The following is a 26,010-nucleotide window of genomic DNA, read 5'->3' as shown; positions in this document are numbered from 1 at the left end:
CGCAAGCACAACCAAAGGGAGTGGCGACATGCGCGCGACAGAGACGAACCGGCGCCGGAGCGCGCTGTTGGGGGCAGGCATGGTCATGGCGGCCGGCATGATGGCGCCGCCGGCGACTGCGGCGGAAAACATGCGCTTTCACGGTACGCTGGTAGCCGAGCCGTGCGTCATTCAGCCGGGAGATGAGGATATTCAACTGGATTTCGGCACCATCGTCGACAAATACCTGTATCTGAACACCCGTACCCATAGCCAAAGCTTCGCGTTGCACCTGACCGAGTGCGATCTCAGCCTGGGCAATACGGTGGCCATCACGTTTACCGGCACCGAGAACGCTAAGCTGCCCGGCCTGTTGGCGCTGGATGCCGGCAGCCTGGCCTCGGGGATCGGCATCGGGCTGGAGGACAGCACCGGCAAGGCGCTGCCGCTCAATCGCGCCAGCGATAAATTCCGCCTGAATGCCGGTAACACCACGCTCACGCTGCAGGCCTATGTGCAGGGGGAGCCGGAGGCCATCCAAACGAAGTCCATCGGCCGCGGCACCTTCAGCGCGGTGGCCACTTTTACGTTGGAATATGAATAAGCGTCTACAAGGACAAAAAACGCAATGATGATAAAGCCCCTCAATCGCGCCCTGCGCATGGGCCTGCTGTGCCTGTTGGCGTTGAGCGCCGCCGCCTGTCAAAACCAAAAGTCGGGCAAGCCGGCTGTGAACACCAAAAATCAGGCTGTGCAGGCTCCGTCAGAAGAGGCTTTGCGCAAGCAGCGTGAGGCCGAGCAGCTGCAGCAGTGCCAGGAGCAACTGGGTGCATTGCGCACGATCGACGAGAAACAGTATCAGCGCTATAAACAGGCCTTCGACAGCCTGATGAGCGGCGCTTCGCAGTACGCCAACCTGCGCGCCCGGGTAAACGGCGACACGCAGGAGACGGTGGATGCGCTGTATCGCTACAAGGTCAACTATCTGTGCGCCGGGGTGAATCAGGCGGTGTTGACCGGCTTGGCGGATCGCGGGGAGCAGGTTAAATGAGGCTGCGCCTGCTGGGCTGTGCGGCTCTGCTGTTCACCGGCGTCGCGCAGGCGGACGACGGCGTGCCGGCGCTGCTGCAGTTTGCCGAGCAGTATCAACGGCAGAACACCGGGCCGGCGAGCGAAAACGCGGCGCCCGCCGACCGCGGGGCGGGGCAAAAAAAGCGTGAGCCGGCAAAGCGTCCGTCGGATACCCACCAGCCGGCTTCCCCGGCCAAAGCTTTTACGCTGAGCCAGGAATTATTGGCGCGTGACCAACAGCTGGCGCGCCAGCGAATGGAACTGGCGGTGTTGCGCCAGGAACTCGCCGCGCTGCGGGCGGAGAAAGCGGCACCACCCGTCGCGACGTTGCCCGATTCGTCAACGCTGCAGCAGTGGATCGCCGGGCTGGGCACCGCCTGGCGCGGCTCGCCCGATGCGCAGCGCGCCGAGGCGCTGCTGCGGCAGGCGACGCAGGAAACCGCCAAAACCAAAGCGACGGCGATGCAGGCCGAACGGCGCGTCACCGAGCTGGAGTCCGCCGCGCAGGCATCGGCACAGACGCTTGCACAACGCCAGCGCGAGCACCAGGAGGAACTGCACGCTCTGCGTACCGCGTTGGAGGCGAGTGAGCAGAAACGGGCCGATGAGCAGAAAGTGACCCAGCAGACGCGCGAAGCGCTGTTGGCGCTGCATAAGCGGCTGCAATGGGAGGTGACGCCGGAGCAGTTGAAGGATGAACGCAAGCGTTTGTCCTATGCGGCGGGCAGTGCGCTGGGGCGGGATATTCAGGGGGTAGTGACGGAGCGTCAAAGCTGGGGCGTACCGGTGGACCGCGACAGCCTGTTGGCGGGCGTCATCGATAGCGTGTCGGGGCGTTTGCAGCTGCCGCCGGATGAACTGAATACGCTGACGGCGCAGGCGGATGCCGCCGCCATGGCCGCGCGTGAGAAACGCGTTAACGAACAGCGGCGGCGTGATGAAGATTATCTGGCGCAGTTCAGTCAACAAAAGGGCGTAAAGCAGTCGGCGATGGGCTTTTGGTATCGGGTGGATTACGCCGGGGAGGGCGTGCTGGCGCCAACGGCGGTGGTCGATGTGGTCGTGAAGGAGAAATTGACCGACGGCACGGTGATCCAGGATATGGAGCTGAGCGGCAAGGTGCTGTCGCAACCGCTGTCCGAGTATCCGCCGCTGTTCAGGGAGGCGATAAGCCATCTGCATAACCACGGTTCGCTGACGATGGTCGTGCCGCCGGCGCTGGCCTACGGCGAAACTGGCTACCCGCCGAAAGTGCCACCTAACGCCACCATGATTTATGAATTACGCATCGACAACAGTCAGGCTCCGACAAAGGGGGCCCAGGCGGTTAAACGGGAAGCCGGAACGGCGGGAGGGCAGGGATGAACACCATGATAAAAATCGCGCTATTTGATGAAAACCGTTACTTCAGCGCCGGTTGGCACGAGGCCCTGGCGCTGCACTTCAGCACTTACGGCAAGCGCACGCTGTTACTGGATGCGCAGCAGGTTCACGAAGCCGATCTGGTGTTCTGCTATTTTCCTCCCGGCGTGCAAAGCTGCTTTTGTCACTTCTTTGAGGCGCAGACCGCAGGGCGCAAAACGCTGTATTTCTCGTTGCGAACGCCGGAGGGGCGGCATAAACGCACCGTCGGCACCCGATGCTCGCTGGAGGCCGGCGTCATTTACCACGATACGCCGCTGGTATCGGCATTGTATCAGGTGAGCGCCGAACTGGAGCGGCGCAGCAAATGGCCGGGTAGGCCGGGTTGTGGCATGAACTGCGTATGTCAGCACCGAGGCCTGACGCTGCGGGAACAGGAGATCATGCGCTGCATGACGCGGGAGATGGGGGTGACGCAAATTGCGCGGATGCTGGACATCAGCGTGAAAACCGTCAGCAATCACAAGATGAGCGTTATGCGCAAGATGGGATTCCGGCGTAATGCCGAACTTTACGGTTGGCTGCGGCACAGCGCCCGTCCCGGCGCCGTGGGGGCTCGAGCCGGCATTCAGCCGGGCGTTGCGGCAGGGAAAGAGCGGCATTGAAACGGCGCCGGCCAGATCGGAACGGCCGGCGCCTTTAGTGATTCGCCGTGGCGGTCAATTGCAGGCCACGACCTTGATCGCCAGCCCGCCCTGGGAGGTTTCGCGGTATTTGGCGTTCATGTCTTTGCCGGTTTCGTACATGGTTTCGATCACCTTATCCAGACAAACTCGCGGTTCGCTGGTGCGGCGCATCGCCATGCGCGCGGCGTTGACCGCCTTGACGGCGGAAATGGCGTTGCGTTCGATGCAGGGCACCTGAACCTGGCCGGCGAGCGGATCGCAGGTCAGCCCCAAATGGTGCTCCATGGCGATCTCCGCCGCGATGCACACCTGCGCCGGGCTGCCGCCCAGCAGCTCGGTCAACCCGGCCGCCGCCATCGAACAGGCTACGCCCACTTCCCCCTGACAGCCCACTTCGGCACCGGAGATCGAGGCGTTCATCTTGTACAGCGCGCCAATCACGCCGGACGCCAGGAAATAGCGGGTGTAGGAGTTGGCGTTCACCGGGCGGATGAACTTGTCGTAGTAAGCCAGCACCGCAGGTATGATGCCGCAGGCGCCGTTGGTCGGCGCGGTGACCACGCGGCCACCGGCGGCGTTCTCTTCGTTGACCGCCAGTGCGAACATGTTGATCCAATCGACCACGTTCATCGGGTCGATATTGTTCTTATCGCCGGTCACCAGAATGCGGCGCAGCGCGGCGGCGCGGCGCGGCACTTTCATCGGGCCGGGCAGCAAGCCTTCGGTGTTGATGCCGCGTTCGATACCGGCGCTCATCACCTGCCAGACGTCGGCGAAGTGCGCGTCGATATCCGCCTTGCTGCGCAGCGCCAGCTCGTTCTGCATCACCAGGCCGGACAACGACAGCCCGGTGTCTTTGCAATGCTGCTGCAGATCGTGCGCCGATTTGAACGGGTAGGGCACCGGCGTGGCGCCCTCGGCGGACTGACCGAAGTGCTCTTCGTCGACGATGAAACCGCCACCGATCGAGTAATAGGTTTTGCTGTGCAGCAGGCGTTCACCGGCGAAGGCGCGGATGCGCATGCCGTTTTCGTGCAGCGGCAGGTTGTCGCTGTGGAAGTTCATGCCGCCGTGCAGCGGGAAATCCACCTCGTGATGGCCGTTGGCCAGCGGCAGGCGGCCGCGCTGTTCGACGTCGCGGATAAAGCCCGGAATGCTGTCGATGTCCACGTCGTGCGGCAGGTTGCCGGCCAGGCCCATGATGATGGCGATATCGGTGTGGTGGCCTTTACCGGTCAACGACAGCGAACCGTACACGTCGACCACCACGCGGGTAGTGTCCTGCAGCTGCTGGTGGGCGATCAGATCGTCGACGAACTGTTTGCCGGCTTTCATCGGGCCAACGGTGTGGGAACTGGATGGGCCGATGCCAATTTTGAAAATATCGAAAACGCTGACCATGGTCTCGCCTCCTTCTTCAGGTTTCAGGCGGTGAATACGGGAAATGGGGGAGTGCGGGAGGGCCGGCGCGCAGCGGCGCCGGCCGGACGTGATTAGCCGAGCAGGCTGAACACGATAGCAGAGATGGCGATCAGACCCATCACAACCACGAACACGTTGCTGATGTGGCCGCTGTACTTGCGCATGGCAGGCACTTTACGGATGGCATACATCGGCATCAGGAACAGCAGCATGGCGATGATTGGGCCGCCCAGGGTTTCGATCATGCCCAGGATGCTTGGGTTCAGGGTGGCGACGATCCAGGTGGTCACCAGCATGAAGATAGCGGTCATGCGGTTCAGCTTGGCGGTGCTGACGGTTTTGCCGCGGCTCTTCATCGACTTGGCAACCAGGCCGTTGAAGCCTTCACGGGCGCCCAGGTAGTGGCCCAGGAACGATTTGGTGATGGCGACGAAGGCGATAACCGGCGCGATGTACGCGATCATCGGGTTGTTAAAGTGGTTAGCCAGGTAAGACAGAATCGAGATGTTCTGCGCCTTGGCTTCCGCCAGGTTTTCCGGCGTCAGGCTCAGCACGCAGCTGAACACGAAGAACATCACGGTCAGCACCATCATGATGTGTGCATAAGCCAGAATGCGGGAGCATTTTTTCTCGGCGTCTGCGCCGTACTCTTCGCGTTTGGCGACGGCGAAGGCGGAGATGATCGGCGAGTGGTTGAAGGAGAACACCATTACCGGGATCGCCAGCCACAGGGTCATGATCAGGCCGTGGCCCATGCCGGTACCGCTGCCGGACAGCGACACGTTTTCGAAGATGGCGCCGGTCCAGTTAGGGATCAGATACACCGCCAGCAGCATCAGCACCGCGACGAACGGGAAGACCAGGATGCTCATGGTTTTCACGATGGCCTGCTCACCGAAACGCACGATGGTCATCAGGCCGACGATCAGAATCAGCGACAGGATGGCGCGCGGTGGCGATGTCATGCCCAACTGGTGGGTGATGAAGCTGTCGACGGTGTTGGTGATCGCCACGCTGTAAACCAGCAGAATCGGGTAGATGGCGAAGAAGTACAGCAGGGTAATCAGCTTACCGGCGGTGATGCCGAAGTGCTCTTCTACCACGGCGGTGATGTCTTCACCGGGATTTTTGCCGGACAGAACGAAACGGCACAGGCCGCGGTGGGCAAAGAAGGTCATCGGGAAAGCGATGATGGCCATGATGATCAGAGGAATCAAACCGCCGATACCGGCGTTGATTGGCAAGAACAGGACGCCTGCGCCGATGGCGGTGCCGTACAGGCCCAACATCCACATGGTATCCGTTTTACGCCAGGTACTGCTGGAGCCCGAGGCCGCAGAGGCAATTGTGCCGGTCTGTGTAGTGTCCATAAATATCTCCGAAGTGAACACGAATTTAAAATTAAAAGGCAAAACTTAAGGTTAAACCGTCAAACGTCCTATTCAGGCAACGCTTGCGGTAAGAATCAGGTGTTGCTTGCGGGGATGTTTTGGCGTCCCCCTGGTTGTTTATTGCGTTCATTACCAAGGCACAGCGCCGGGTAATTCACTAAAGACTTTTCACCGTCACGGGTGATAAAAGTCGTTACCGCTGCCGACAGGTCTTTGCCTGTCGATTTTTGTTGGCGGCAAGATAACGATTTACAGTAGAAACAACCGTGATCCTGCTCTCAAATGCGCAATATGTGCAGTTATCTTCTTTTTTATCGATTTTTCGCGCATTTGTTGCACATTTGTGTAAGATTTTGTGCTGAGAACGCTCTCATAAAGATTTCTGCGATTATGCGGTTTGTACAATAATTAGCCGGATAAAGCGCTGTGCTCAGCAGCAAGCCGAGCAATATATTTTATGCGTGGTTTTGGATCTAGCGAAAAACCCGGATTAAGCAGTTTTAGTGACGTAGATCACATTGTATTTTTAAGTAAAATTCATTTCATATATTTGTTTTTAATGGTTTTTTATTAAAAATCACCGCTAATAACGAAGGGAAATTACTTACGTGGTTAGCGGATAAAAATGCGTAACCATTCATCATATAAATAACAGATAACTAACAGGTATTGGCGAGATTTGCTGCAATCGCTTAAACCGCCGTTTATTTAAACATCCCGGCCTTTGGCGCGATTTATCATATAAAAGCCATAAATAGTCGTTAATTCACGCAGCCGACAGCCGGTTTAGCCTGCGAGAAAATAATCACTCGGGTGATCTGTTGCATTTTATTAACCTGATGTTGCGTGCGGATAAGCGAAAAACGCGAATCGATTGCGCATTATTTGTTCATTTTCGGGCGGGGAAAAAGGGGACTGCAGCGGTGCGCCGTCGGTTTCGACGGCGCAGAAGGCGGACTAATAGCGGGTAGCGATGGCGTTGTCGTTGAAGAACGCCATGAAGTCGGCGTCCGGTTGGCGGTCGCTGATCACCCGATCGAACTGCGTCAGGGGGCCGATGCAGGCCGGTTTGGTTTTGCCGAACTTGCTGTGGTCTGCCACCAGGATCTTTTGCTGCGCCATCGCCATGGCGCGATGCTTCATCTCCAGCTCGTCGAAGTTGAAGCAGGTGGCGCCGTGCTGCAGGCTGAGGCCGGCGGCGGAGATAAAGGCGATGTTCGGGCAGATGTGATCGAGCTCGTTACGGCCGCTGACGCTGGAAAAGATGTAGTTGTTCGGCTTGAACTCACCGCCGCACAGGACCACCTTGCAGTTAGGTTTGTCCTGCAGCGCCAGGAAGGTGTTCAGCGAATGACAGACGGCGGTGAAGGTCAGCTCGTCGGCGATGGCGTCGATGATCGCCGGGGTAGTGGTGCCGCAGTCGAAAAACACCGTGTCGTTTTCATTGATCAACGGGGCCGCCAGCAGGCCGATGCGCCGTTTCTCCGTCACCTGCTTGGCTTTTTGATCGGAAACGAAGTAGTTGGTCACGCCGTTGCTGCGCGGATCGGTCACCACATAGCCGCCGAGCAGCACCACCGCCGCCGGTTCGGCGCTCAGATCGCGGCGAATGGTCATCTCCGAGACCCCCAGCAGCACGGCGGCTTCTTTCAGGTGGATCTTGTCAGCGCGTTTTAACGCCTGAACTAGCCGGTTGATACGTTCTTCGCGCCGCGTTTCCATAGGTCCGTCTTCCCACAGGTAGTAGAGGTAAAAGGGCGTGCCGGCGTGTCCGGCGCTAAACACAACAATGCGGGGCAATATCGGGCCGCCTTGGCCGCCCGTATTGTCCCGCATCGGAGTGTATTGGCAGTGCCCGTCAGGGCATGCCGACGATCAGTAGCTGCCCGCCGCCGGCTGCGCGCCGGAAACGATGGCGACGCCGGAGCTGGTGCCGATACGCGTGGCGCCGGCGTTGATCATCTTCTCGGCGGTGGCGCGATCGCGCACGGCGCCGGAAGCTTTCACGCCCATTTCGCTGCCTACGGTCTCGCGCATCAGTTTGACGTGCTCTTCCCGAGCGCCGCCGGTGCTGAAGCCGGTGGAGGTTTTCACGAAGGCCACATCGAGTTCGCGACACATTTCACAAACCTGGACGATCTGCGCATCGCTGAGCAGGCAGGTTTCCAATATTACCTTCAACGGGATCGCCGCGCAAACCTCGCGCACGGCGGCGATGTCGGCTTTCACTTCGTCTAACAGGCCGCTTTTCAACCAGCCGACGTTGATCACCATATCGATCTCTTGTGCGCCGGCGGCGATTGCCGCTTTGGCTTCAAAGGCTTTGGCGACGGTCAGGCCGGCACCCAGCGGGAAACCGATCACCGAGCAGACTTTTACGGTGCTTTCCTGCAGCAGCTGGGCTGCCAGCGGCACGTAGCCGGAGTTGACGCATACCGCATAGAAGTTGTGCTGCTGCGCTTCTTCGCACAGTTTGGCGATCTGCAGTTCGGTGGCGTCCATCGCCAGCAGGGTGTGGTCAACATAGCTGGCGTAATCGATGGTTTCGGTGGTCATCGCGATTCCTTAGTGAGGTTAAGACAGTAAGCGGGATGGATAATGTGAAAATAATAACATTTAGATGCCGATAAACCTAGTGATGTTTAAAAAATGTCGATCCGATCGTCGCTATAATGCTGTTATAGGTATAACTTAAAGGCGTTTCATTTGTTATTTAAATAACATTTCAGGGCTCGCGGCCTGCGCGGGCGCAGCGTCGAGGGAAAAAAGATGAAGATCAACATCGATCTGGCTCCTGAAGCTTTCGGGGCGCATCGGCAGGAACTGTTCCGCAATGCGGATTTCGCGGTGAGCACGCATCGCTGCACAGAACGCGGGCCGATGCTGACGTTGGCGAATCATCGTGGCGCACTGACGGTTTTACCGTATCAGGGCCTCGCGATCTGGGACGCCGAGTTTGACGGTTATTCGCTGAAGTCGGGCCGCCGCAGCGTAAAGGGCGCCGGAAGAAAGCGCGCTGACGATGCCGCGTTCTGCCCTGCCTGGCCGAATCAGGACGGTGAGCCGCTGCAGATGCAACGCGTGTGGCTCCAACTGGCGGGCGATGAGCTGACGTTGCACGGCGAGGGGGAGCGGGCGGGTGGGCGTTGGCGCATCGGCCCGGCGCTGCGTCTGGCGGCGCAGAGCGCACAGTTCGCCATTGAGATGACGCTCACCAACCTGGCCGAGCGGCCGCAGCCGCTGCGCTATGTGTGTCGCCTCAACTACGGCTGCATTCCCGACGCGGTATTCCGTCAGAACCTGCCGGCGCCGGCGCTGTTGGGGGATGCGCTCGGGCAGGAACTGCTGTGCTCCGACGATCTGTCGCGCTATGTGGATCAGGCCGAGTTCTTTATGCTGGCACCGCAAGGCCGGCGCTATGTGACGCGCTTCGCTACCGGGCAATTCAACTATGGCCTGCGGCGCATCGCCGTTCAGGGCAACCGGCGGCTGCTGGCTTTTATCCAGCCGGCGAACTGTCGCCCGAATGCGCTGGAGGAAGAGGCGGGAATGATGCTGGGGGCGGGAAAAACGCGGGCGTTTTGCGTGACCACCGGCGTGGTGTGAAATAACGGGGCGGTAACGCCCCGGTCATGTTGTGCAGTTACTCTTTCACCCAGCCACGGCGAATGGCGAAGGCGAACAGGAAACGATACAGGCGCGACAGCTTGTCGGCGATGACATCGCCGAACAGATTCCACACCAGCTGGGCGAACAGACAGCCGACCAGGCCGAGCAGGAAACCGCCGACCATATCCAGCGGCCAGTGCACGCCGAGGTAAACGCGTGACCAGGCGATGCCGACGGCGACGATCATCAGCAGCACGCCGGACCAGACCCGGTGCCAGAACAGGAACGCCAGCGCAAAGGTAAAGATGGCGGTGCCGTGATCGCTTGGGAACGAGCTGTCCGGCGCATGTGCCAGGAAGGTATAGCCAACGCCGGCGACGAACGGGCGCTCATGCGGCAGCAGCGCGCCGATGGTGGCGGCGGCGAGCATGGCGAACAGCAGCGCGATAGTGGTTTTCGCCACCACCTGGCGCTGCGAAACCAGCTGGCTTTGCGGCCCCCACAGCCACAGGCCGACGATCAGCAGCGGCACGATGATGATCAGATCGCGCGCCAAAAAGGTGGCGAAATCGATCGTCCACTCGGGAGACGCCGGGGTCGCATTGATCCAGGCGAAAAGAAAATGGTTCAACTGTTCCATAACCGTTACCTCGTCTTGCGGCGCCAATAGCCGCTAACCGTCCAATAAATAGCCAACTGGCTTAACCAAACCCACCAACCCGCCCACAGGTTATGGGTAAGAAAATGGGCGCCGCGCATGATCTGGCCAAAGCCCATCAGCATGCCGAGCGCAATGCCGCCGCACCAGCACCACCAGGCCAGGCGCGGACGCTGCGGATAAAACAGGAAAAACAACGCCATGACCGCGAAACCGCTCGAGGCGTGCCCGCCGGGGAAGCAGCGGCCGGGGCCCGGCAGCGCCGGTACCGCGCCGAACAGCGGGAAGGACATCGCTTTGCCGCCGTACTCGATCAGATCCCACGGGCAGGAGTGCGCGCTGGTGGCCTTGAGAATGCCTACCACCAACGGGCCGATCCCGATCAACAGCATGGTCACGATCAGGCGCGCACTGCGGCGATAGATGCCCCAAAACAGCGTCAGTACCGCCCCGACGATCACTATTTGCTTCAGCAGGCGGTGGTTGATCAGATCCAGCCAATAATTGTTTTGCCACGGGAAATGCCCGCTGGCGGGATCGTACCAATAATTGCTGATCGCCCAGTCCAGCTGTTCGTTGCGGGAGAGCCACAGGAACAGCAGGCCGCTGATCAGCAGGCCAAAAACCTGCCAACGGTAAAAGGATGCCGGCAGGGAGTAAAGGGCGGTTGTCTTAATTTGCGGTGCCGTTGAGGATTGATTTAATGACGATTCTGGATTCACGCGCAGGCTCGGTGGCAGGATTGAATAACGCCACTGTAATAATTCTGTCTTAAGAAAACCTTAGTCCACCGGTAAGAAAACCCTATCCGAGGCCACCGCCTTCGGCTAAGGTAATCGTTTGCTTTTTTTCGGGATGAGAGTGTGGTGATGCAGAATAAAGCGCGTGTCTTACTGTTGGCGGCTGCCGGTGCGGCCTTTTCTCCGCTGAGCTTTGGCCAACCTGCGGCCGCCGGGCCGATCGTGGTGCAGGGCGCCATGCCGGTGGAGGCGGAACGTTTTGCCCAGCGGTTGGAAAACCCGCGCGAGGAGCAGATCGGCGGCTGGCGCTTTTGGCACGGCACCGTAGACGGCTACCCGGTGGTGGTGTCGGAGACGCTGAAGGGCATGTCCAACGCCGCGGCGGCCACGGCGATCGCCGCCACGCAGTTTCACCCGGTGGCGATCATCAACCAGGGCACCGCCGGCGGCCATGATCCGGCACTGAAAGTATATGACATCGTGCTGGGCAAATATTCGGTCAATCTCGGGGCGTTCAAAACGCCGGCCAAGGCGTTGGGGGAAGGCAGCGACTCGCGGCAGTGGCAGCCGATGGATCTGTTGGCTTCCAAAGGCAGCGCCGGCGAGGACAAAAAGGCGCACAGCCTGCGTCAGTTTCCCGCCGACCCCAACCTGCTGGCGATTGCGCAAAGCGTTAAGGGCGATTACCGACAGGGCAAGGTCGTGGAAGGGGTGATCGGCTCGGCCGACGTATGGAACAGCGAGCTGGATCGCATTCGCTATTTCCACGACCGCTACCGGACGTCGGTCGAAGAGATGGAGACCGCCTCCGCCGCGCAGATCGCCGCCGAGTTCAAGGTGCCGTTCGTCGGCATTCGCGTGTTGTCCAACAACATCACCAATCAGGGCAAATACGATCCGCAAACCGGGCTGGCATGCCAGGATTATGTCTATCAGGTGGTGAAGGCCTATGTTGCCAACCTGAAGAAACGCTGAGTCATTACTCCGGTTAATCGGCGATATCAGGCGATTGTCACTATTGATCGCCTATTGTAAAGAAGATTAAACCTGTGGCGGGCTTGGCTGTAGTGTATTAGTTTATAGGCGGATTATTTGACAACGTGTAGGGATAAAACATGAACAAGGCATCCGTTGTATTTTCTGGCCTGCTGATGGCCGTTTCCGCCGGCGCCATGGCGGCGACCTCTGGTGATGATGCGGATATCAGCAAACAGCCGCTGGAAAAAATCGCGCCTTACCCGAAAGCCGAGAAGGGCATGAACCGCCAGGTGATCTACCTGCCGAAGCAAGAGCACGAAGAGAACTACAAGGTGGAGCTGCTGATTGGCAAGACGCTGGAAGTGGACTGCAACCGCCACATGATTGGCGGCACGCTGGAGACCAAAACCCTCTCCGGCTGGGGCTATGACTACCTGGTACTGGAGAAGCTGTCCGATCCGGCCTCCACGCTGATGGGCTGCCCGGACAACACCAAGACCAAGCAATTCATCGCCGCCAACCTGGGTGATGCCGCGATGCAGCGCTACAACAGCCGCCTGCCGATCGTGGTATACGCGCCGAAAGACGCGGAAGTGAAATACCGCATCTGGAAAGCCGAAGACACCGTAAGCCAGGCCGAACAGAAGTAATCGCCGTCTGACGCCACTCCGCTTGCCCTGCGCGGCAGGCGGAGACTTTCCCCCGTTACGCTTTTTTTTCGCCCACCAACACCGCCCGTTCGGTTTCTTCCCCCATGGCGATCAGCCAATCCAACACCGTTGAGAAGATCGCATCCTCCTGGGCGTCGGCCTGGGTCATCAGCACGTAATCCGTCCCGTCAGGCGCAAAGCCATATGGCGCCACCAGTGCGCCGTTGACGATATCATCCGCCACCAGCGCCAACGGGCCGATGCCGATACCGGCACCGGCGACCGCCGCCTGCAGGCTGAGATAGAAATGTTCGAAACGCAGCTCGTTGCCCGGCCGGATCTCGATGCCGCTGTGGGCACACCAGTCGCGCCAGGCATACGGGCGCGTCTCGGTGTGGAGCAGGGTACCGCGCAGTTCACGCCCCGCCGCGGCATGCTCCCGGCGGCATACCGGGCCGACCCGTTCTTTGAGGAACGGGCGGGCGACCACGTCGTCGGCGATCGGGAAATCGTTGCGGCGAATCGCCAGATCGATGCCTTCACGCGAGAAGGCGACGGCGCCGCCGGCGGAGACCAGCTGCAGATCGCGTTCTTTCCCCACCGCCTGCTGCAAACCGGCCAGACGCGGGATCAGCCAGCGGATCAGAAAGGTCGGCTCGCAGGAGATCACCAACGGGCGATTCTGATGATGCCGACAGGCGCGGTCGATCGCCGACTGCAGGTTGTCCAGCCCCCGGCCGATCTCGCTCGCCAGCTCTTGCGCCTGCGGCGTCGGATGCACCATGCGGCTGGTGCGTTGAAACAGCGCGAATCCCAGGGTCTGCTCGAATTCGCGCACCGCGCGGCTGACGGCGCCGTCGGTGACGTTGAGAGATTTGGCGGCTTTCGACACGCTGCCGTACCGCACCGTAGCTTCGAAAGCCCGCAATACCGCCAGGTTAGGCAATCTTCGTTGACGCACTGTGCCCCCTTTTGATTGAGTTTTTGTCAATCATCTATACTACGCAAATCGTTTTTTATTGCCAGCCAAATCCGCCAAAGTGTGCATCACTTTCCACTTACGGGTAACTGCGATGATTGCCATTCTCGCCGATGATCTTACCAGCGCGCTCGACGGCGCGGCCCCGTTCGCCGCACGCGGACTGAATGCCTGCGTCATGCTGCGCCTGCCCGATGCCACGTTGCAGGACGCGGAGATCGTCGCCTTCGATTTAGATTCCCGCTTCGTTTCGCCGGAGCAGGCGGAGCGGCGTTTTCGCCATGCCGCCGCCTGCGTGAAACCGGCGCGCCTCATCTACAAAACGGTGGATTCCACGCTGCGCGGCAATCTGGGGCCGGAAACGCGCGGGGCGCTGACGGGCAGCGGGCGCCGTCTCGCCATCGTCGCGCCGGCCTTCCCGGATGCCGGCCGCACCACGGTGGGCGGCCGGCAATACGTCGACGGCGTCGCGCTGGAGCAGACCGCCTTTGCGCGCGATCCGAAGAACCCGATCGTCACCGGCTACGTCATGGAGCGCATGGCGGGGCTGGAACCGACGCGCTTTCAGGTATTCGACGCCGCAGACAACGGCGAGCTGGATGAGGTCGTGAGGCGGATCGGCATTGCCGAACCGGTGGTGTGGGTGGGATCGCCGGGCCTGGCGGCGGCGCTGTCGCGTGCGTTGTCCTCGGAGGAGAACGCGCCGCCCGCTCAACCGCCGCTGCGAGCCCGCAAGGTGCTGGTGGCGATTGGCAGCCTGCATCCGGCGAATGACGCCCAGCTGGCAAGCCTGCGGCAGGCGGGCGCGGTGCTTGTCATGCTGCCTGAAGCGGCCGATCCCGAGGCGATAGCGCAAGAGGTGCGAGCGGCGTTTGCGCGTGCCGATGTGGTTTGCCTGATGTCGCCCCGGTCGCGAGCGGCCACGGCGGATCATGCCGCTGCGCTGGGCGCGGTCGTCAGCCGTTGCACGCCCGCCTTCGACGGGCTGGTGGCGAGCGGCGGCGATACCGCGCGGCGTATCGTCGACGCCATGGCGGCCGGCTCATTGACGCTGTTCGGTGAGGTGGAACCCGGCGTGCCTTTCGGGTTGTTAAATCTGCCGGGCCGCAGGCTGCCGTTCGCCACCAAGGCGGGCGGTTTTGGCCGGGCTGCCACGTTGTTGAACTGCGTAACCCGGTTGCGCGCTGACCGAGAAGGAGAAAAACGATGACCCTTTCCACCTTGCCGCTGGCGATAACCATGGGCGATCCCGCCGGCATCGGGCCGGAGATCATCGCCAAACTGGCGGCCACAGAGCGGTTGAGCACGCCTTATGTGGTGATTGGCGATGCCGGTGCCCTCGCGCGCGCGGCGGCCAGTCTGGGGCTGACGCTGCACCTCCGCGAGCTGCCCGCCTCGCTGGCGGGATGGGACGAAGCCTGGATGCGGGGAGAAACCGCCGTCTATTCCGCCGGCGTTGCGCTGCCGGCGGACCTGCCCCTCGGCAGGCTCGATAAGCGCGCGGGCGCGGCGTCTTATGCCTGGGTGGTTGCCGCCATCGATCTGGCGTTGGCGGGGCGTATCGCCGGCATCGTCACCGCACCGTTGAACAAGGAGGCGATGCGCCTGGCGGGGATCGATTATCCGGGGCACACCGAGATCCTGGCGGCGCGCTCGGGCACCCAGGACTTCGCCATGATGCTGGCCAACGACGAGCTGCGGGTGATCCTGGTTTCCATTCACGTTTCGCTGCGGGACGCCATCGACGCGGCGACCGTGGAAAACGAACTGCGCGCGTTTCATCTGGCGCAAACGGCCTGTCGGGCGCTGGGCATTGCGAAACCGCGCATTGCGGTGGCCGGCCTGAATCCGCACGCCGGGGAGAATGGCCTGTTCGGCCGCGAAGATCTTGACGTCATCGTGCCCGCCATTGCCTTGGCGCGGGAACAGGGGGTGGACGTCAGCGGCCCCTGGCCCGGCGATACCGTTTTCATGCGCGCCCGGCGCGGGGAGTTCGACATCGTGGTCGCCCAATATCACGACCAGGGCCTGATCCCGGTGAAATATCTCGGGGTGGATCATGGCGTTAACGTCACCGTCGGCCTGCCGTTTATCCGCACCTCGGTCGACCACGGTACGGCGTTCGATATCGCGGGCAGCGGACGGGCGGAACACGCCAGCCTGCTGTACGCCTTCCGGCAGGCGGAAAAAATGTTGCACGCCCAATAACTCATATCACCTGAAGACAATAAGGAAACACCATGCACACACCCGAGTTTATTTTCATGCTGACGCGCAACGACAGCACGGTGCCCGATGCGCAAGCGCGGCTACCAGAGGTGCTGGCTGCCGGCGTGAAGCATATCGGCTTTAAGGATATCGGCCTGCCGCTGGATCAACTCAAACAGTTGGCGCAGGCGATCCACGCCGGTGGCGCCACCGCTTATCTGGAAGTGGTTAGCCTGGATGAGGAAAGCGAGATGAATTCGGCGCGCGCGGCGCTGGCGTTGGGCGTTGATGTATTGATGGGGGGGACGCGGCCGGAAAGCGTGCTGCCGATCATTCGTCAGTCTGGCCTGCGCTACTATCCGTTTGCCGGCCGCATCAGCGGCCATCCCAGCGTGCTGGAAGGTGACATCGAAGACATTGTCGCCAGCGCCCGCCAGCGCGCCGCTTTACCGGGCGTGACAGGGCTGGATCTGCTGGCCTACCGCTTTGCCGGCGACGTGCCGACGTTGATTCGGCGGGTGTGCGATGCGGTCGACAAACCGGTTTATATCGCCGGGTCTATCGACCGCGAAGATCGCATCGCCGCCGTGGTGACGGGCAATGCGGTTGGCTTCACCGTCGGTACCGCGGCGCTGGACGGCGTGTTTCCCGCCGACAAGCCGGGGCTGACGGCGCAAGTCAACGCCGTGAAATGCCTGATTGGCAATGTGATCCGCAAACTGTAACGCGTCTCCATTCGGTTCTTTCCACGGCGATGGGGCGGTTATCTCATTCGTTGAATCATTAATTTGTATGGCTTCTCTTTTTAATGCTCTAGCGAGCAGGCACGCCCTTGGGCGCTCGCCGACGTTTACCCGGCAAAACAGCGTAATTGCCGCCAGGTTCAATATATATAGAGGGAGTGAAAAATGAATAAAGGGTTAGGGAGTGCCGTTGTGGCGGTGAGCTTGTTGTTAACCGGCTGCGATACCTTCAGCCTGCTGCGCGATCAAAAGATCGTCGACGCCTTTCACGTCGGCGCCGACAAGCGCTCGGTCAGCCGGGATTTCGGCGCGCCGATCGCCACCCGGCCGACGCTGAACGGCCAGGGCGTGTGCCACGACTATAACCACCGCTTGCCGAACGGCACCGTGACGCCGTTCTACGTCGGCTTCAGAAACAGCGACGGCAAAGTGGTGGCCTTTGGCCCCACCACCTGCGGAGAAGCGCAGGCCAACGGCAATCTGAACAGTGATGAACCTATCAAACAGCGGTTCTAAACGGGCGTTGCTGCGCCGGCCTGGGGCCGGCGCAGCAAAAGCAGCCCAGCAACGTCGGGTGTGCCATTTTTCTTTTTCTCTATATCCCTTCTGATTTTCCGCCAGGCTTTTATCTGAGATTTATTTTCCTATGGCGTATGCCAGATGGCGCTGCCGAAAAACGCCACTGCATGGATTTCCTCCACCAAGCGTTACGGTGTGAACAGAAAGACAACAAAGCAATCTTTGCTGAATTGTGCTAGTTTTTCGAACATTCACGGACATGCAGTGACCTGCAAGATAAGGATATCCAATGCGTTATCGTTCGCTAAATCTCGGCGAGGTGACAAGGAAAGGGGCCGGAACGCCGCCTCAGGGAAGCGACGTACGGGCTGGTGCCGTATGAAGCTGCTCTCTCTCTTTTCTGAACACACGGCGCCGGAAAGTTTCTCCCGGATACTCACCCCGACAAAAGCGCGCCATGAGCTGGAACGGCATTATCTGTTCGGCGGCGCAGCCGGCATATCGATAAGCAGCCGGTATTCCATAACCCGTAATACTCAATCCGGTATTGGCGTCACCGGTTATCGTGAGGACGCGGCTGTGAAGCGCAGCGTATTCGATGATCTCAATCGGGGCGGCTTGCTGGCGATTGATGAGGGAATGGGCGCCTGGACGCCGACCAAATACGCGTTTTACGTCGACGCGGAAGGCCGATTACAGCGCTATCCCGGCTGCTCTCTTCCTGCCTTTTATCCTACAGGGCGCGTGATCGCCCGCTATGAAGAAATGGTCAGCCGCTATGGCCGGCGGGCAAAACCGACGGTGCTGCCGGCGAGGCAGAATACGACCCTGAATCCCCCTCTGCAGCAAGCTATCGCTACCGCAGTGGCAACCGTTGCCGCCACGGTACAGGCCATCCGTCCGATGACCAAGGCAGAGCGCTGGCAAGAACGCCAATACCTGATAGGGCGAGGCAACCGCAGCATTTACCCGGATGCGCGCATGGCGGCACAGCGATTGGCGGAGAACAACGTCGCGGTCGAAAAAGCGAAGCTGGCTGAGAATGTTTACAAGACCACTAACCCACTCAAGGACACGATAGACATCCCTGAGGGCTGGAAGGACATCAGTAACAATGATGGGGTGCTGGGCCGGCTTGGTTTGAGCAGTAACATGCTTTATGACAAACCAATGAATCCTGACTTTTTAGCCCGAGTTTATCAGCCAGACGAAAGTGTCTTTGGCAAGGCGATGAACCCGACGGTGGTATTCCGCGGATCGCGGGCACCAGAATTCCCGGAGGGAATAAGCCGCGCAACCCAAAAAGCTTTAATAAGGGGTGACTTATCAGGCATTAAAAATCTCAGTGACTGGAACAACAACGGTGCTCAGGGAATAGGGCTTAATTCTGAATACTACAAAAAAGCGGTTGGTATTGGCGATAAAATTTCAAAGGTATCCAATATCGACGTTGCAGGTCACTCATTAGGCGGTGGCATGGCGTCTGCTGCCTCCATGGCCAGCGGCAAGCCAGCTTGGACGTTTAATGCCGCTGGATTGCATGCGGGAACCGTAGAAAAATACGGCGGCTCTATAATAGGCAGTGTCGATAATATTCAGGCGTATCGCGTGAAAGGGGAGCTGTTGACCAAGCTGCAGGAGGTTGATTTGTGGGAGGATGCCAAAGACCTCAAATTTTATCCGCCGGCGGTGATGGCGAAAGAACGGTTGTCCATGTTGGCGCCTGACGCCGTGGGAGTAAAACACACGCTTTCCGGTGGAACAGGCTCACTGCTGGATAAGCACGGTATAGACCAGGCGATACAATGCATTGAAAATGAAAAAGACGATGACATTGCCACAATCAAGGGAAGAATATGAAAAAACTTATTCTCATTATCACGATGGTAGTGTCTACGCTCATCATGCAGGGGTGCGAAAAAGGTATGGATTTACAACCGCAGGATTATTTTGACGGTCAGCAATTGGACATTGCCAAAGCCATTTATGATGGTGACAGGCCGCAGTTGGATAAACAGTTATCATCAGTAAACAAAGAGATCTTAAATCGTCCAGCTAAGGAAGAAATGACCTTATTGTTCTGGGCAATAAACAATGCCATCTATGATAAAACCACACCTGAAAGGCTGAAAATTATCACTGATCTGGTAAAAGCCGGCGCAGATCCTTTACAGCCTCAACCCAACACGCCAGGTAGCCCAGCTGAATTTGTTATGAAAGCGGATAAAGGTATCTGGATACAGGCTATGTTAGAGGGCGGACTTTCTCCAAATGCTAGGGATAAGGTTCATAATCAACCCATTATATTTAATAGCATCTTTGCAAAAAACACAGAAACATTAGAGGTCATGTTGGAGCATGGTGCTGATATAAATATAAGAAATTCACTGGGTGATACGCTGCTCATCGATGCTTTAGACTATCACTCCTATGACCACGTCATTCTTCTTTTAGAAAAAGGTGCCGATAGCGATATAAGAGGCAACTCGGGTTGGACGATGGGTAATCAACTGCAACGGCTGATTAATAGGAGTCAGGACGGCAGTGAGGCGAAAGCGTCTCTTGAGCGCATCAAAGACGAGCTAATTAAGCGTGGCGGGAAATGGCCGCCTGCTCCTGTCAGTAAATAAGCTGTTCTCAGTATCCCAAGGGTGTAGAGGGATACTGATACGGTAATAAAGCAAAGTTGGGCCGTGGTTATGTTAAAAATGGAGATGGTATGAGGCTCAGCACTCTTATCATTATCATGTTGCTGTCGATGCTCATGATGCAGGGATGCGAACAAGGTAGGGATCTACAACCACAGGATTACTTTGAAGGTAAGCAGCTGGACATCGCCAAGATCATCTACGAGGGTGACAGGCAAAAGCTGGATAAGGTTTTACCGACGGTAAGCAAAGAAACGTTAAATCGGCCGGCCAAGGCGGAGATGACGTTATTATTCTGGGCGATAAATAACGCTATCTTTGACAAGAACACGCCAGAGCGGCTCAAGATCATTACGGCTCTGGTCAAGGCGGGAGCAGACCCACTGCAGCCAAGAGCTGAGGGGGGGAGTAGCCCAGCTGAATTTGTTATGAAGGCGAATAAAGGCGTATGGATACAAGCTATGTTAGAGGGCGGGCTCTCTCCAAATGCCAGAGATAAGGTTCATAATCAACCCATTATATTTGAAAGTTTTGATGCGGCGAACACCGAAACATTAAAGATATTAATTGCATACAAAGCTGATGTTAATATCAAAGGCGCTATGAGCCGAATGCCATTAATTAATGCGCTGTATAACAGCTGCCCTGAGCACATTGAGGTTCTTTTGGCTCATGGCGCTAACCCCTTAGCCAAAGATGACTTTAATGACAGCTTCCTTTCTCTGATTTCTGCGGAAATAGCCAAAGGTGATAAGAGCAATGCGTACATAAAAAAGCTAATTAAAATTAAAGAAAAAATAAAACAGGTGAATTAGATGGTCTCGACTCTCATGGGGGACAATGCCGGCACTTCCCCCAGTGCAGTACCATGACATGATGACATACAGGAAGATGATGGGATGTGCCATCAAAGAGCATCCAGCCGGTGGTGACGAGAGTGGGGTGCTGTTAAGAGCCGTTTTTGGCGCCACCGAACAGTGGCGAACCCACAAGCAGCGTTTCTATTTTGAAACCTGCACATTGATGGGGATGCTGGCGTAAGCGACACCCAGAGGCAGGATGCTTTATGTCTGACGACGAGGCAGCGACAGCAGGTATTGCGGGCTGTTTCAGGCAACAAAAAACCCGATAATCTTGAACCTAAAAGGCGGGATTATCGGGCTCCACAAAATGGGGACATCAAAGAAAAGCAGTGGCACTAATTCAGACTGCGGCCCCCAACGAAAGTTCTGGCCGGCGACAAAAAAATCAAAATATTTTTATCGCCGATCCATCTCTCCCGCTAATCGATCAGCCGAGTATCCCTGGCCATAGCACCACGATGAGTGAACCCGCCAGCGTTAACAGCACGTTAGCGATGGCGTAGGTGCCGGCGTAGCCTAATGCCGGGATGTTGCTGCGTGCGGTGTCGCTGATGATCTCCATCGCCGGCGCGCAGGTGCGGGCGCCCATAATCGCACCGAACAGCAGGGCGCGGTTCATGCGCAGCACGTAGGCGCCGAACAGGAAGCAGATAACCACCGGCACCAGGCTGACGATCAGCCCGGCAATCAGCATCTGGCCGCCGACCGCGCCCAGGCTGTGGCCGATGCCGGCGCCGGCGCTCAGGCCCACGCCCGCCATAAACACCATCAGGCCGAATTCTTTCACCATGTTCAGCGCGCCCTGCGGAATGTAGCCGAAGGTCGGGTGGTTGGCGCGCAGGAAGCCGAGCATGATGCCGGACATCAGCAGGCCGGCGGCGTTGCCGATGCCGAACGAGAAGTTACTGAACTGAATGGTGATTTGGCCGATCAGCAGGCCGATGATGAAGAAGGCGCAGAACGCCAGCAGGTCGGTCACCTGGCTATGGATCGAGATAAAGCCAATCTTCTCCGCCACGCTCTTCACCCGGCGCGCGTCGCCGCTCACATGCAGCACGTCGCCCTTGTTGAGCACGATGCTGTCGTCGATCGGCATTTCGATCTGGCTGCGGATCACGCGGTTGAGGAAGCAGCCGTGGTCGGTCAGCTTCAACTGGCTCAGGCGCTTGTTCACCGCGTTGCTGTTCTTCACCACGATCTCTTCGGTCACGATGCGCATGTCGAGCAGATCGCGATCGAACACTTCCTTGCCGTTGCGGAAGCTCGGGTCCAGCCGCGCGTGGGCGTCCGGGTAGCCGACCAGCGAGATCTCATCGCCCACCTGCAGCACCGCGTCACCGTCCGGGTTGGCCAGAATGCCGTTGCGGCGGATGCGTTCGATGTAACAGCCGGTCTGGCGGTAGATGCCCAGTTCGCGCAGGTTCTTGCCGTCGGCCCAGGCCACCAGCTCGGGGCCGACGCGGTAGGCGCGGATCACCGGCAGGTAGACCTTGCGCTGGCTGTCGGTGTCCAGGCCGCGTTCGCGGGCGATCTGCTGGGCAGAGGTGGACAGGTCCTGGTGCTGCAGCTTCGGCAGGTAGCGCGCGCCGAAGATCAGGCTGACCAGACCGATCAGGTAGGTGAGGGCGTAGCCGAGGCTCAGATGATCCTGCGCCGCCAGCAGCGCCGGGCCGTTGACGATGGTGTTGCGCAGCGTGTCGCCGGCGCCCACCAGCACCGGCGTCGAAGTCATCGAGCCGGCCAGCATGCCGGCGGTCAGGCCGATGTCCCAGTGGAACAGCTTGCCGAGACCGATGGCGAGCACCATCGCCGAGCCGACCATCACCAGCGCCAGCATCAGATAGTTTTTGCCGTCGCGGAAGAAAATCGAGAAAAAGTTGGGCCCGGCTTCCACGCCGACGCAGAAAATAAACAGCATAAAGCCGAGATTCAGCGCCTCGGTGTTAATGGCGAAGTGTTGCTGGCCGAGCAGCAGCGAAACCACCAAAACGCCAATGGAATTACCGAGTTGGACGGAGCCCAGACGGAGTTTACCGAGGCACAGCCCCAGTGCGAGTACCACGAACAGTAACAGAATGTAGTTACCGTTTAACAAACTAGCGACGTTTATGTTCACGGAGGATAACTTATTGTTTACCAGTAAGTGCTTGATATAGATAACTATAAGAGATAAATTCAGCCTTAAAACGACGTCATAAATCACCACCAGCGTAAGGCGAAGCGAACCATCGTTCGGCGGCGTTCATTCTAGACGCTATGACCGATGACAGCCAGCACAGAAAGCTGATTTCCTGCGCCGCCGTGCGCATTTAACTCTCTTTTGACCAAGGAAAAAATTCGGTTCAGCGTCTCCGCGCGGGGGCCAGGCCGATTTCTATTGATGCAGTAATTGGGCGGGGGAGAATTCGCATGACGAGTTATAGATATTGGCTGGGCATTCTCAGCTGTTTTCTGTTGTTCAGCCTGGTGTTTCTCGGCCAGCAAACCGGCCTGTTCGGCAGCACGGATCATGAGCACCACGGCGAAACCGGCCTGCTGCTGTTTGTGATCCCCGGTGCGATCGCCAGCTATCTGTCGAGCCGCAAGCGGCTGCTTTGCCCGCTGCTCGGCGCGCTGTATGCGCTGCCGCTGTGCCTGTTGATCCGCCACTTCTGGCTGACGCCGTCCTCTTCGTTCTGGCAGGAGCTGGCGTACGCCACCAGCGCGGTGTTCTGGTGCGTGTTCGGTGCGATGCTGATGCTGTTCGCCCTCGGCCTGTTGCAGACGCTGCAGCAACTGCACCGGCGGCAGCGGCAATAAAAAAAGGCGCGTTAAGCGCCTTTTTTGTCTTTGTCGTTCAAAAACTTACTGGAACAGGTTCAGGTGTTCTTTGGCGTAAGCTTCAAAATCGGTGCAACCGCCGATGTGCTTCTCATCCAGGAAGATCTGCGGCACGGTTTCAACCGGTTTGCCGACGGTTTTTTCCAGATCGGCCTTGGTGATGCCTTCCGCGTGGATGTCAACGTAACGGAAGTTGAAATCGTCGCGTTCTTCAGTCAGTTTTTCCGCCAGTTCTTTAGCGCGGACACAATAAGGACAGCCAGGACGCCCGAAGATTACTGCAAACATGCAACGCTCCTTAATTGGATTTTCAATAAATTGTTCGCTACCGCAACGACATCCCGTCACCGAAAAAGTCATTACCTGCGTCAGATGGCGCTTACTATGCCCGTTGAGGCGGTGAAAAAAAAGCAGGAATTACCTGTTAATCTGATTCATGTAACCAATTAGTCGGCCGGGGCTGTCGCCGCCGACGGGAATTCACTACACTGGGGGCAGACCTTCTGGAGAAGAAAAATATGCGTTCATTCGGTGACTTACCGCGCCCGGTGCTGGTGTTGGAAGGGCTGGGCATCGTGATGCTGGTGTTGGCCTACCTCAGCATTCACGGCCACCTGCAGCTGCCGGGCTGGCTGGCGTCGCAGCAGGCGGCGGTCGGCATGATTTTCCTCGGCGTGGCGCTGATGGTGCCGGCGGCGGCGTTTCTGGTGTGGCGCGTGGTGCAGGGCTTCGGGCCGCTGATGCGCGGCGGTCTGCCGCCGGAAAACGATCGCCGCAAGCCGCAATCGAAAGATAATCAGGACAGCGATCCGCGCGCCTGAGCGCCGCGGCCGCTAACCCGCCTGCCGGGCAGGCGTTGGTCTTTTTGGGGTGACGAGTGAAAATTGCCATTCTTTCTCGCGACGGAACGCTCTACTCATGCAAGCGGCTGCGTGAAGCGGCGGAAGATCGCGGGCACAGCATCGATATCATCGATCCGCTCTCCTGCTACATGAACATCAATCCGGCGGCGCCGACCATTCATTATCGCGGCCGCCAACTGGAGCGTTACGATGCGGTGATTCCGCGCATCGGCTCCGCCATCACCTTTTACGGCACGGCGGTGCTGCGCCAGTTCGAGCTGCTCGGCAGCTACCCGCTAAACGAATCCGTGGCCATTACCCGCGCCCGCGACAAGCTGCGTTCGCTGCAGCTGTTGGCGCGGCAGGGCATCGATCTGCCGATCACCGGTTTTGCCCATTCGCCCGACGACACCGGCGATCTGATCGAGCTGGTCGGCGGCGCGCCGCTGGTGGTCAAGCTGGTGGAAGGCACGCAGGGCATCGGCGTGGTGCTGGCGGAAACCCGCCAGGCGGCGGAAAGCGTGATCGACGCCTTTCGCGGCCTGAACGCGCATATCCTGGTGCAAGAATACGTGCGCGAAGCGCAGGGCAGCGATGTGCGCTGCCTGGTGGTGGGCGGCCGGGTGGTGGCCGCCATCGAGCGGCAGGCCAAGCCCGGCGAATTTCGCTCCAACCTGCACCGCGGCGGCACCGCCCGCAAGGTGACCATCACCGCCAGAGAACGGGCGATCGCGGTGAAAGCGGCGAGCACGCTGGGGCTGGACGTCGCCGGGGTGGATATCCTGCGCGCCGAGCGCGGCCCGCTGGTGATGGAGGTCAACGCGTCGCCGGGGCTCGAAGGCGTGGAAACCACCACCGGGCTGGACATCGCCGGCATGATGATCGAATACATCGAGCAGCGCGGCCGGCCTGGCTTTCGCCTGAAATCCGGCGGGTGACGGGGCAGGCGGCGCGCTTTTCTGGCCGAGCAATATCTTAATTAGTGAATTAAGCCGCATTGATCGTGGCGTATCGGGTGAATATTCCGTAAGCTATGCGCCTTTTCGCGTATTGAATATTGTGAGGCTGGTTATTATGGATTCACTCATTGTCCCCGATTTGGCGCTGTTGCGGCGCTGGCTGGATCAGTCGGGCATTTCTTTCTTTGAGTGCGATTCCTGCCAGGCGCTGCACCTGCCGCACATGCAGAACTTCGACGGCGTGTTCGACGCCAAGATAGATCTGGTGGACAACGTCATTCTGTTCTCCGCGCTGGCCGAGGTGAAGCCGACCGCGCTGATCCCGCTGGTGGCGGATCTGAGCCAAATCAACGCCAGTTCGCTGACCATCAAAGCCTTTGTCGACATTCAGGACGACAACCTGCCGAAGCTGATCGTCTGCCAGTCACTGAGCGTGGCGGTCGGCATCACCTATGAGCAGTTCACCCACTTTATGCAGCAGGGTGAAGAGCAGGTCTCGATGGTGATCCTCGAAGCGCGGGCGAACGATCTGCTGTTTATGGGGGATGAAGAAGAGATCCCCGCTGGCGCTGTGCGTCAGCCGATGCTGCACTGATCCTCGCCGCACCTTAAGCATGCCGTCGCTCCGGCGGCATGCTGCCGTTATTCCCCTCCGCAATAAAATATTCTGCACTTTGGCCTTTGCCGCCCGATCTTTCTCGCCTTTTGTGCCGTTAATGGCGTATCACATAGAGAAATACTGCATAAAAAATCGATAAAAGGCGTTTTTTACCCTGGGGGCTGGCGGGTTGCGGTAGCAGCGGCTATGCTGCTGATTCTGCAAAGGGCTTGCGATTTCCCTTGTGACCACGCGAGCAGGGCAGTGAAAAAAGGCACATGCAAT

At 58.8% G+C, this 26,010-nt stretch carries 28 protein-coding genes; 19 read left to right on the top strand and 9 right to left on the bottom strand.

The genetic code is table 11. The features are described 5' to 3' along the window. The first annotated feature begins 28 nt into the window (after nt 1-28). Genes AC4PR2_RS11375 through AC4PR2_RS11360 form a run of 4 tightly spaced genes read left to right on the top strand, consistent with a single transcriptional unit; the run spans nt 29 to nt 3,077 of the window. Nucleotides 29-583: a fimbrial protein gene (locus tag AC4PR2_RS11375; RefSeq protein ID WP_100396930.1), complete on the top strand. Its 555-nt coding sequence runs from the start codon at nt 29-31 to the stop codon at nt 581-583. A gap of 24 nt (nt 584-607) precedes the next feature. Then, nucleotides 608-1,030, top strand: coding sequence for a YuaE family lipoprotein (locus AC4PR2_RS11370; protein WP_060435266.1), 423 nt, complete (start codon nt 608-610; stop codon nt 1,028-1,030). After that, nucleotides 1,027-2,415: an FKBP-type peptidyl-prolyl cis-trans isomerase N-terminal domain-containing protein gene (locus AC4PR2_RS11365; RefSeq protein ID WP_197801822.1), complete on the top strand. Its 1,389-nt coding sequence runs from the start codon at nt 1,027-1,029 to the stop codon at nt 2,413-2,415. The genes AC4PR2_RS11370 and AC4PR2_RS11365 overlap by 4 nt, the downstream gene beginning before the upstream one ends. Beyond that, nucleotides 2,412-3,077: a helix-turn-helix domain-containing protein gene (locus AC4PR2_RS11360; RefSeq protein WP_443014836.1), complete on the top strand. Its 666-nt coding sequence runs from the start codon at nt 2,412-2,414 to the stop codon at nt 3,075-3,077. Before AC4PR2_RS11365 ends, AC4PR2_RS11360 begins: the two co-directional genes overlap by 4 nt. A gap of 54 nt (nt 3,078-3,131) precedes the next feature. Here AC4PR2_RS11360 and AC4PR2_RS11355 read toward each other — a convergent pair whose 3' ends face one another. The 4 genes from AC4PR2_RS11355 to deoC all read right to left on the bottom strand — a co-directional run bounded on the left by AC4PR2_RS11355 (nt 3,132) and on the right by deoC (nt 8,467). Continuing rightward, nucleotides 3,132-4,499 carry an L-serine ammonia-lyase gene (locus AC4PR2_RS11355; protein ID WP_025302221.1) on the bottom strand — a complete coding sequence of 456 codons (1,368 nt, stop codon included), beginning with the start codon at nt 4,497-4,499 and terminating at the stop codon, nt 3,132-3,134. Between the two features lie 92 nt (nt 4,500-4,591). Next, nucleotides 4,592-5,890 carry an HAAAP family serine/threonine permease gene (locus tag AC4PR2_RS11350; protein WP_038881129.1) on the bottom strand — a complete coding sequence of 433 codons (1,299 nt, stop codon included), beginning with the start codon at nt 5,888-5,890 and terminating at the stop codon, nt 4,592-4,594. Nucleotides 5,891-6,868: 978 nt separating this feature from the next. Then, on the bottom strand, nt 6,869-7,633 hold the full coding sequence (gene deoR, locus AC4PR2_RS11345) for a DNA-binding transcriptional repressor DeoR (RefSeq protein WP_060421601.1): 765 nt from the start codon (nt 7,631-7,633) through the stop codon (nt 6,869-6,871). A 153-nt stretch (nt 7,634-7,786) separates the two neighbouring features. Next, nucleotides 7,787-8,467, bottom strand: a complete 681-nt coding sequence (deoC, locus tag AC4PR2_RS11340) for a deoxyribose-phosphate aldolase (RefSeq protein WP_038881133.1) — start codon at nt 8,465-8,467, stop codon at nt 7,787-7,789. 213 nt (nt 8,468-8,680) lie between these two features. Between deoC and AC4PR2_RS11335 the strand changes: the two genes are divergently transcribed. After that, entirely contained in the window at nt 8,681-9,517 is an 837-nt protein-coding gene (locus AC4PR2_RS11335) for an aldose epimerase family protein (RefSeq protein WP_492175139.1), read from the top strand. Between the two features lie 37 nt (nt 9,518-9,554). Here the strand turns inward: AC4PR2_RS11335 and ybjG are convergent, their stop codons facing one another. Together ybjG and AC4PR2_RS11325 are read right to left on the bottom strand one after the other, a co-directional pair. Then, nucleotides 9,555-10,160, bottom strand: a complete 606-nt coding sequence (ybjG, locus tag AC4PR2_RS11330) for an undecaprenyl-diphosphate phosphatase (protein WP_060440718.1) — start codon at nt 10,158-10,160, stop codon at nt 9,555-9,557. A 5-nt stretch (nt 10,161-10,165) separates the two neighbouring features. Continuing rightward, entirely contained in the window at nt 10,166-10,900 is a 735-nt protein-coding gene (locus tag AC4PR2_RS11325; protein WP_060440313.1) for a phosphatase PAP2 family protein, read from the bottom strand. 147 nt (nt 10,901-11,047) lie between these two features. Between AC4PR2_RS11325 and AC4PR2_RS11320 the strand changes: the two genes are divergently transcribed. Beyond that, nucleotides 11,048-11,893, top strand: a complete 846-nt coding sequence (locus AC4PR2_RS11320) for a 5'-methylthioadenosine/S-adenosylhomocysteine nucleosidase (RefSeq protein WP_060440312.1) — start codon at nt 11,048-11,050, stop codon at nt 11,891-11,893. A gap of 140 nt (nt 11,894-12,033) precedes the next feature. After that, nucleotides 12,034-12,546: a serine protease inhibitor ecotin gene (eco, locus tag AC4PR2_RS11315; RefSeq protein ID WP_049202226.1), complete on the top strand. Its 513-nt coding sequence runs from the start codon at nt 12,034-12,036 to the stop codon at nt 12,544-12,546. A 55-nt stretch (nt 12,547-12,601) separates the two neighbouring features. Here the strand turns inward: eco and AC4PR2_RS11310 are convergent, their stop codons facing one another. Further along, nucleotides 12,602-13,507 (bottom strand): LysR family transcriptional regulator, encoded by a 906-nt coding sequence (locus tag AC4PR2_RS11310; protein WP_060440311.1) that lies wholly within the window; start codon nt 13,505-13,507, stop codon nt 12,602-12,604. Nucleotides 13,508-13,619: 112 nt separating this feature from the next. Between AC4PR2_RS11310 and AC4PR2_RS11305 the strand changes: the two genes are divergently transcribed. From AC4PR2_RS11305 to AC4PR2_RS11270, 8 genes are all read left to right on the top strand, one after another. After that, a complete protein-coding gene (locus AC4PR2_RS11305; RefSeq protein ID WP_492175138.1) occupies nt 13,620-14,735 on the top strand; it encodes a four-carbon acid sugar kinase family protein in 1,116 nt (371 codons plus the stop codon). After that, nucleotides 14,732-15,733: a 4-hydroxythreonine-4-phosphate dehydrogenase PdxA gene (gene pdxA, locus AC4PR2_RS11300; protein WP_492175137.1), complete on the top strand. Its 1,002-nt coding sequence runs from the start codon at nt 14,732-14,734 to the stop codon at nt 15,731-15,733. The genes AC4PR2_RS11305 and pdxA overlap by 4 nt, the downstream gene beginning before the upstream one ends. A 32-nt stretch (nt 15,734-15,765) precedes the next feature. After that, nucleotides 15,766-16,458, top strand: coding sequence for a beta/alpha barrel domain-containing protein (locus tag AC4PR2_RS11295; protein WP_063989382.1), 693 nt, complete (start codon nt 15,766-15,768; stop codon nt 16,456-16,458). A gap of 183 nt (nt 16,459-16,641) precedes the next feature. Beyond that, the gene (locus tag AC4PR2_RS11290; protein WP_492175136.1) at nt 16,642-16,992 is read left to right on the top strand and encodes a hypothetical protein; all 351 of its coding nucleotides are present in this window, start codon (nt 16,642-16,644) and stop codon (nt 16,990-16,992) included. A 381-nt stretch (nt 16,993-17,373) separates the two neighbouring features. Then, complete coding sequence (locus AC4PR2_RS11285) at nt 17,374-18,855, top strand: Tle-like phospholipase domain-containing protein (protein WP_492175146.1); 1,482 nt, start codon at nt 17,374-17,376, stop codon at nt 18,853-18,855. Then, a complete protein-coding gene (locus AC4PR2_RS11280) occupies nt 18,852-19,625 on the top strand; it encodes an ankyrin repeat domain-containing protein (protein WP_060440307.1) in 774 nt (257 codons plus the stop codon). Before AC4PR2_RS11285 ends, AC4PR2_RS11280 begins: the two co-directional genes overlap by 4 nt. Before the next feature lie 89 nt (nt 19,626-19,714). After that, entirely contained in the window at nt 19,715-20,458 is a 744-nt protein-coding gene (locus tag AC4PR2_RS11275) for an ankyrin repeat domain-containing protein (RefSeq protein ID WP_337046455.1), read from the top strand. Between the two features lie 58 nt (nt 20,459-20,516). After that, the gene (locus AC4PR2_RS11270) at nt 20,517-20,684 is read left to right on the top strand and encodes a hypothetical protein (RefSeq protein ID WP_346424254.1); all 168 of its coding nucleotides are present in this window, start codon (nt 20,517-20,519) and stop codon (nt 20,682-20,684) included. Nucleotides 20,685-20,933: 249 nt separating this feature from the next. Here the strand turns inward: AC4PR2_RS11270 and AC4PR2_RS11265 are convergent, their stop codons facing one another. Beyond that, complete coding sequence (locus AC4PR2_RS11265) at nt 20,934-22,622, bottom strand: aspartate:alanine antiporter (protein ID WP_492175135.1); 1,689 nt, start codon at nt 22,620-22,622, stop codon at nt 20,934-20,936. A 293-nt stretch (nt 22,623-22,915) separates the two neighbouring features. Here AC4PR2_RS11265 and AC4PR2_RS11260 point away from each other — a divergent pair, with 293 nt between their 5' ends. Continuing rightward, nucleotides 22,916-23,305 carry an inner membrane protein YbjM gene (locus tag AC4PR2_RS11260; RefSeq protein WP_033637808.1) on the top strand — a complete coding sequence of 130 codons (390 nt, stop codon included), beginning with the start codon at nt 22,916-22,918 and terminating at the stop codon, nt 23,303-23,305. Between the two features lie 45 nt (nt 23,306-23,350). Here AC4PR2_RS11260 and AC4PR2_RS11255 read toward each other — a convergent pair whose 3' ends face one another. Next, nucleotides 23,351-23,614 carry a GrxA family glutaredoxin gene (locus AC4PR2_RS11255; protein WP_004938676.1) on the bottom strand — a complete coding sequence of 88 codons (264 nt, stop codon included), beginning with the start codon at nt 23,612-23,614 and terminating at the stop codon, nt 23,351-23,353. A 230-nt stretch (nt 23,615-23,844) separates the two neighbouring features. On the opposite strand from AC4PR2_RS11255, the gene AC4PR2_RS11250 reads away from it, so the two are divergent. The 3 genes from AC4PR2_RS11250 to AC4PR2_RS11240 all read left to right on the top strand — a co-directional run bounded on the left by AC4PR2_RS11250 (nt 23,845) and on the right by AC4PR2_RS11240 (nt 25,722). Further along, a complete protein-coding gene (locus AC4PR2_RS11250; protein WP_033646672.1) occupies nt 23,845-24,147 on the top strand; it encodes a YbjC family protein in 303 nt (100 codons plus the stop codon). A 56-nt stretch (nt 24,148-24,203) separates the two neighbouring features. Further along, nucleotides 24,204-25,106, top strand: coding sequence for a 30S ribosomal protein S6--L-glutamate ligase (gene rimK / locus AC4PR2_RS11245; protein ID WP_038880682.1), 903 nt, complete (start codon nt 24,204-24,206; stop codon nt 25,104-25,106). Between the two features lie 136 nt (nt 25,107-25,242). Then, a complete protein-coding gene (locus AC4PR2_RS11240) occupies nt 25,243-25,722 on the top strand; it encodes a type III secretion system chaperone family protein (protein WP_004938666.1) in 480 nt (159 codons plus the stop codon). Nucleotides 25,723-26,010: the final 288 nt, after the last annotated feature.

This window comes from Serratia sp. A07 (assembly GCF_058725505.1).
Note: the sequence above shows the minus strand (reverse complement) of the source record. Positions and strands in the feature narration are given on the sequence as shown.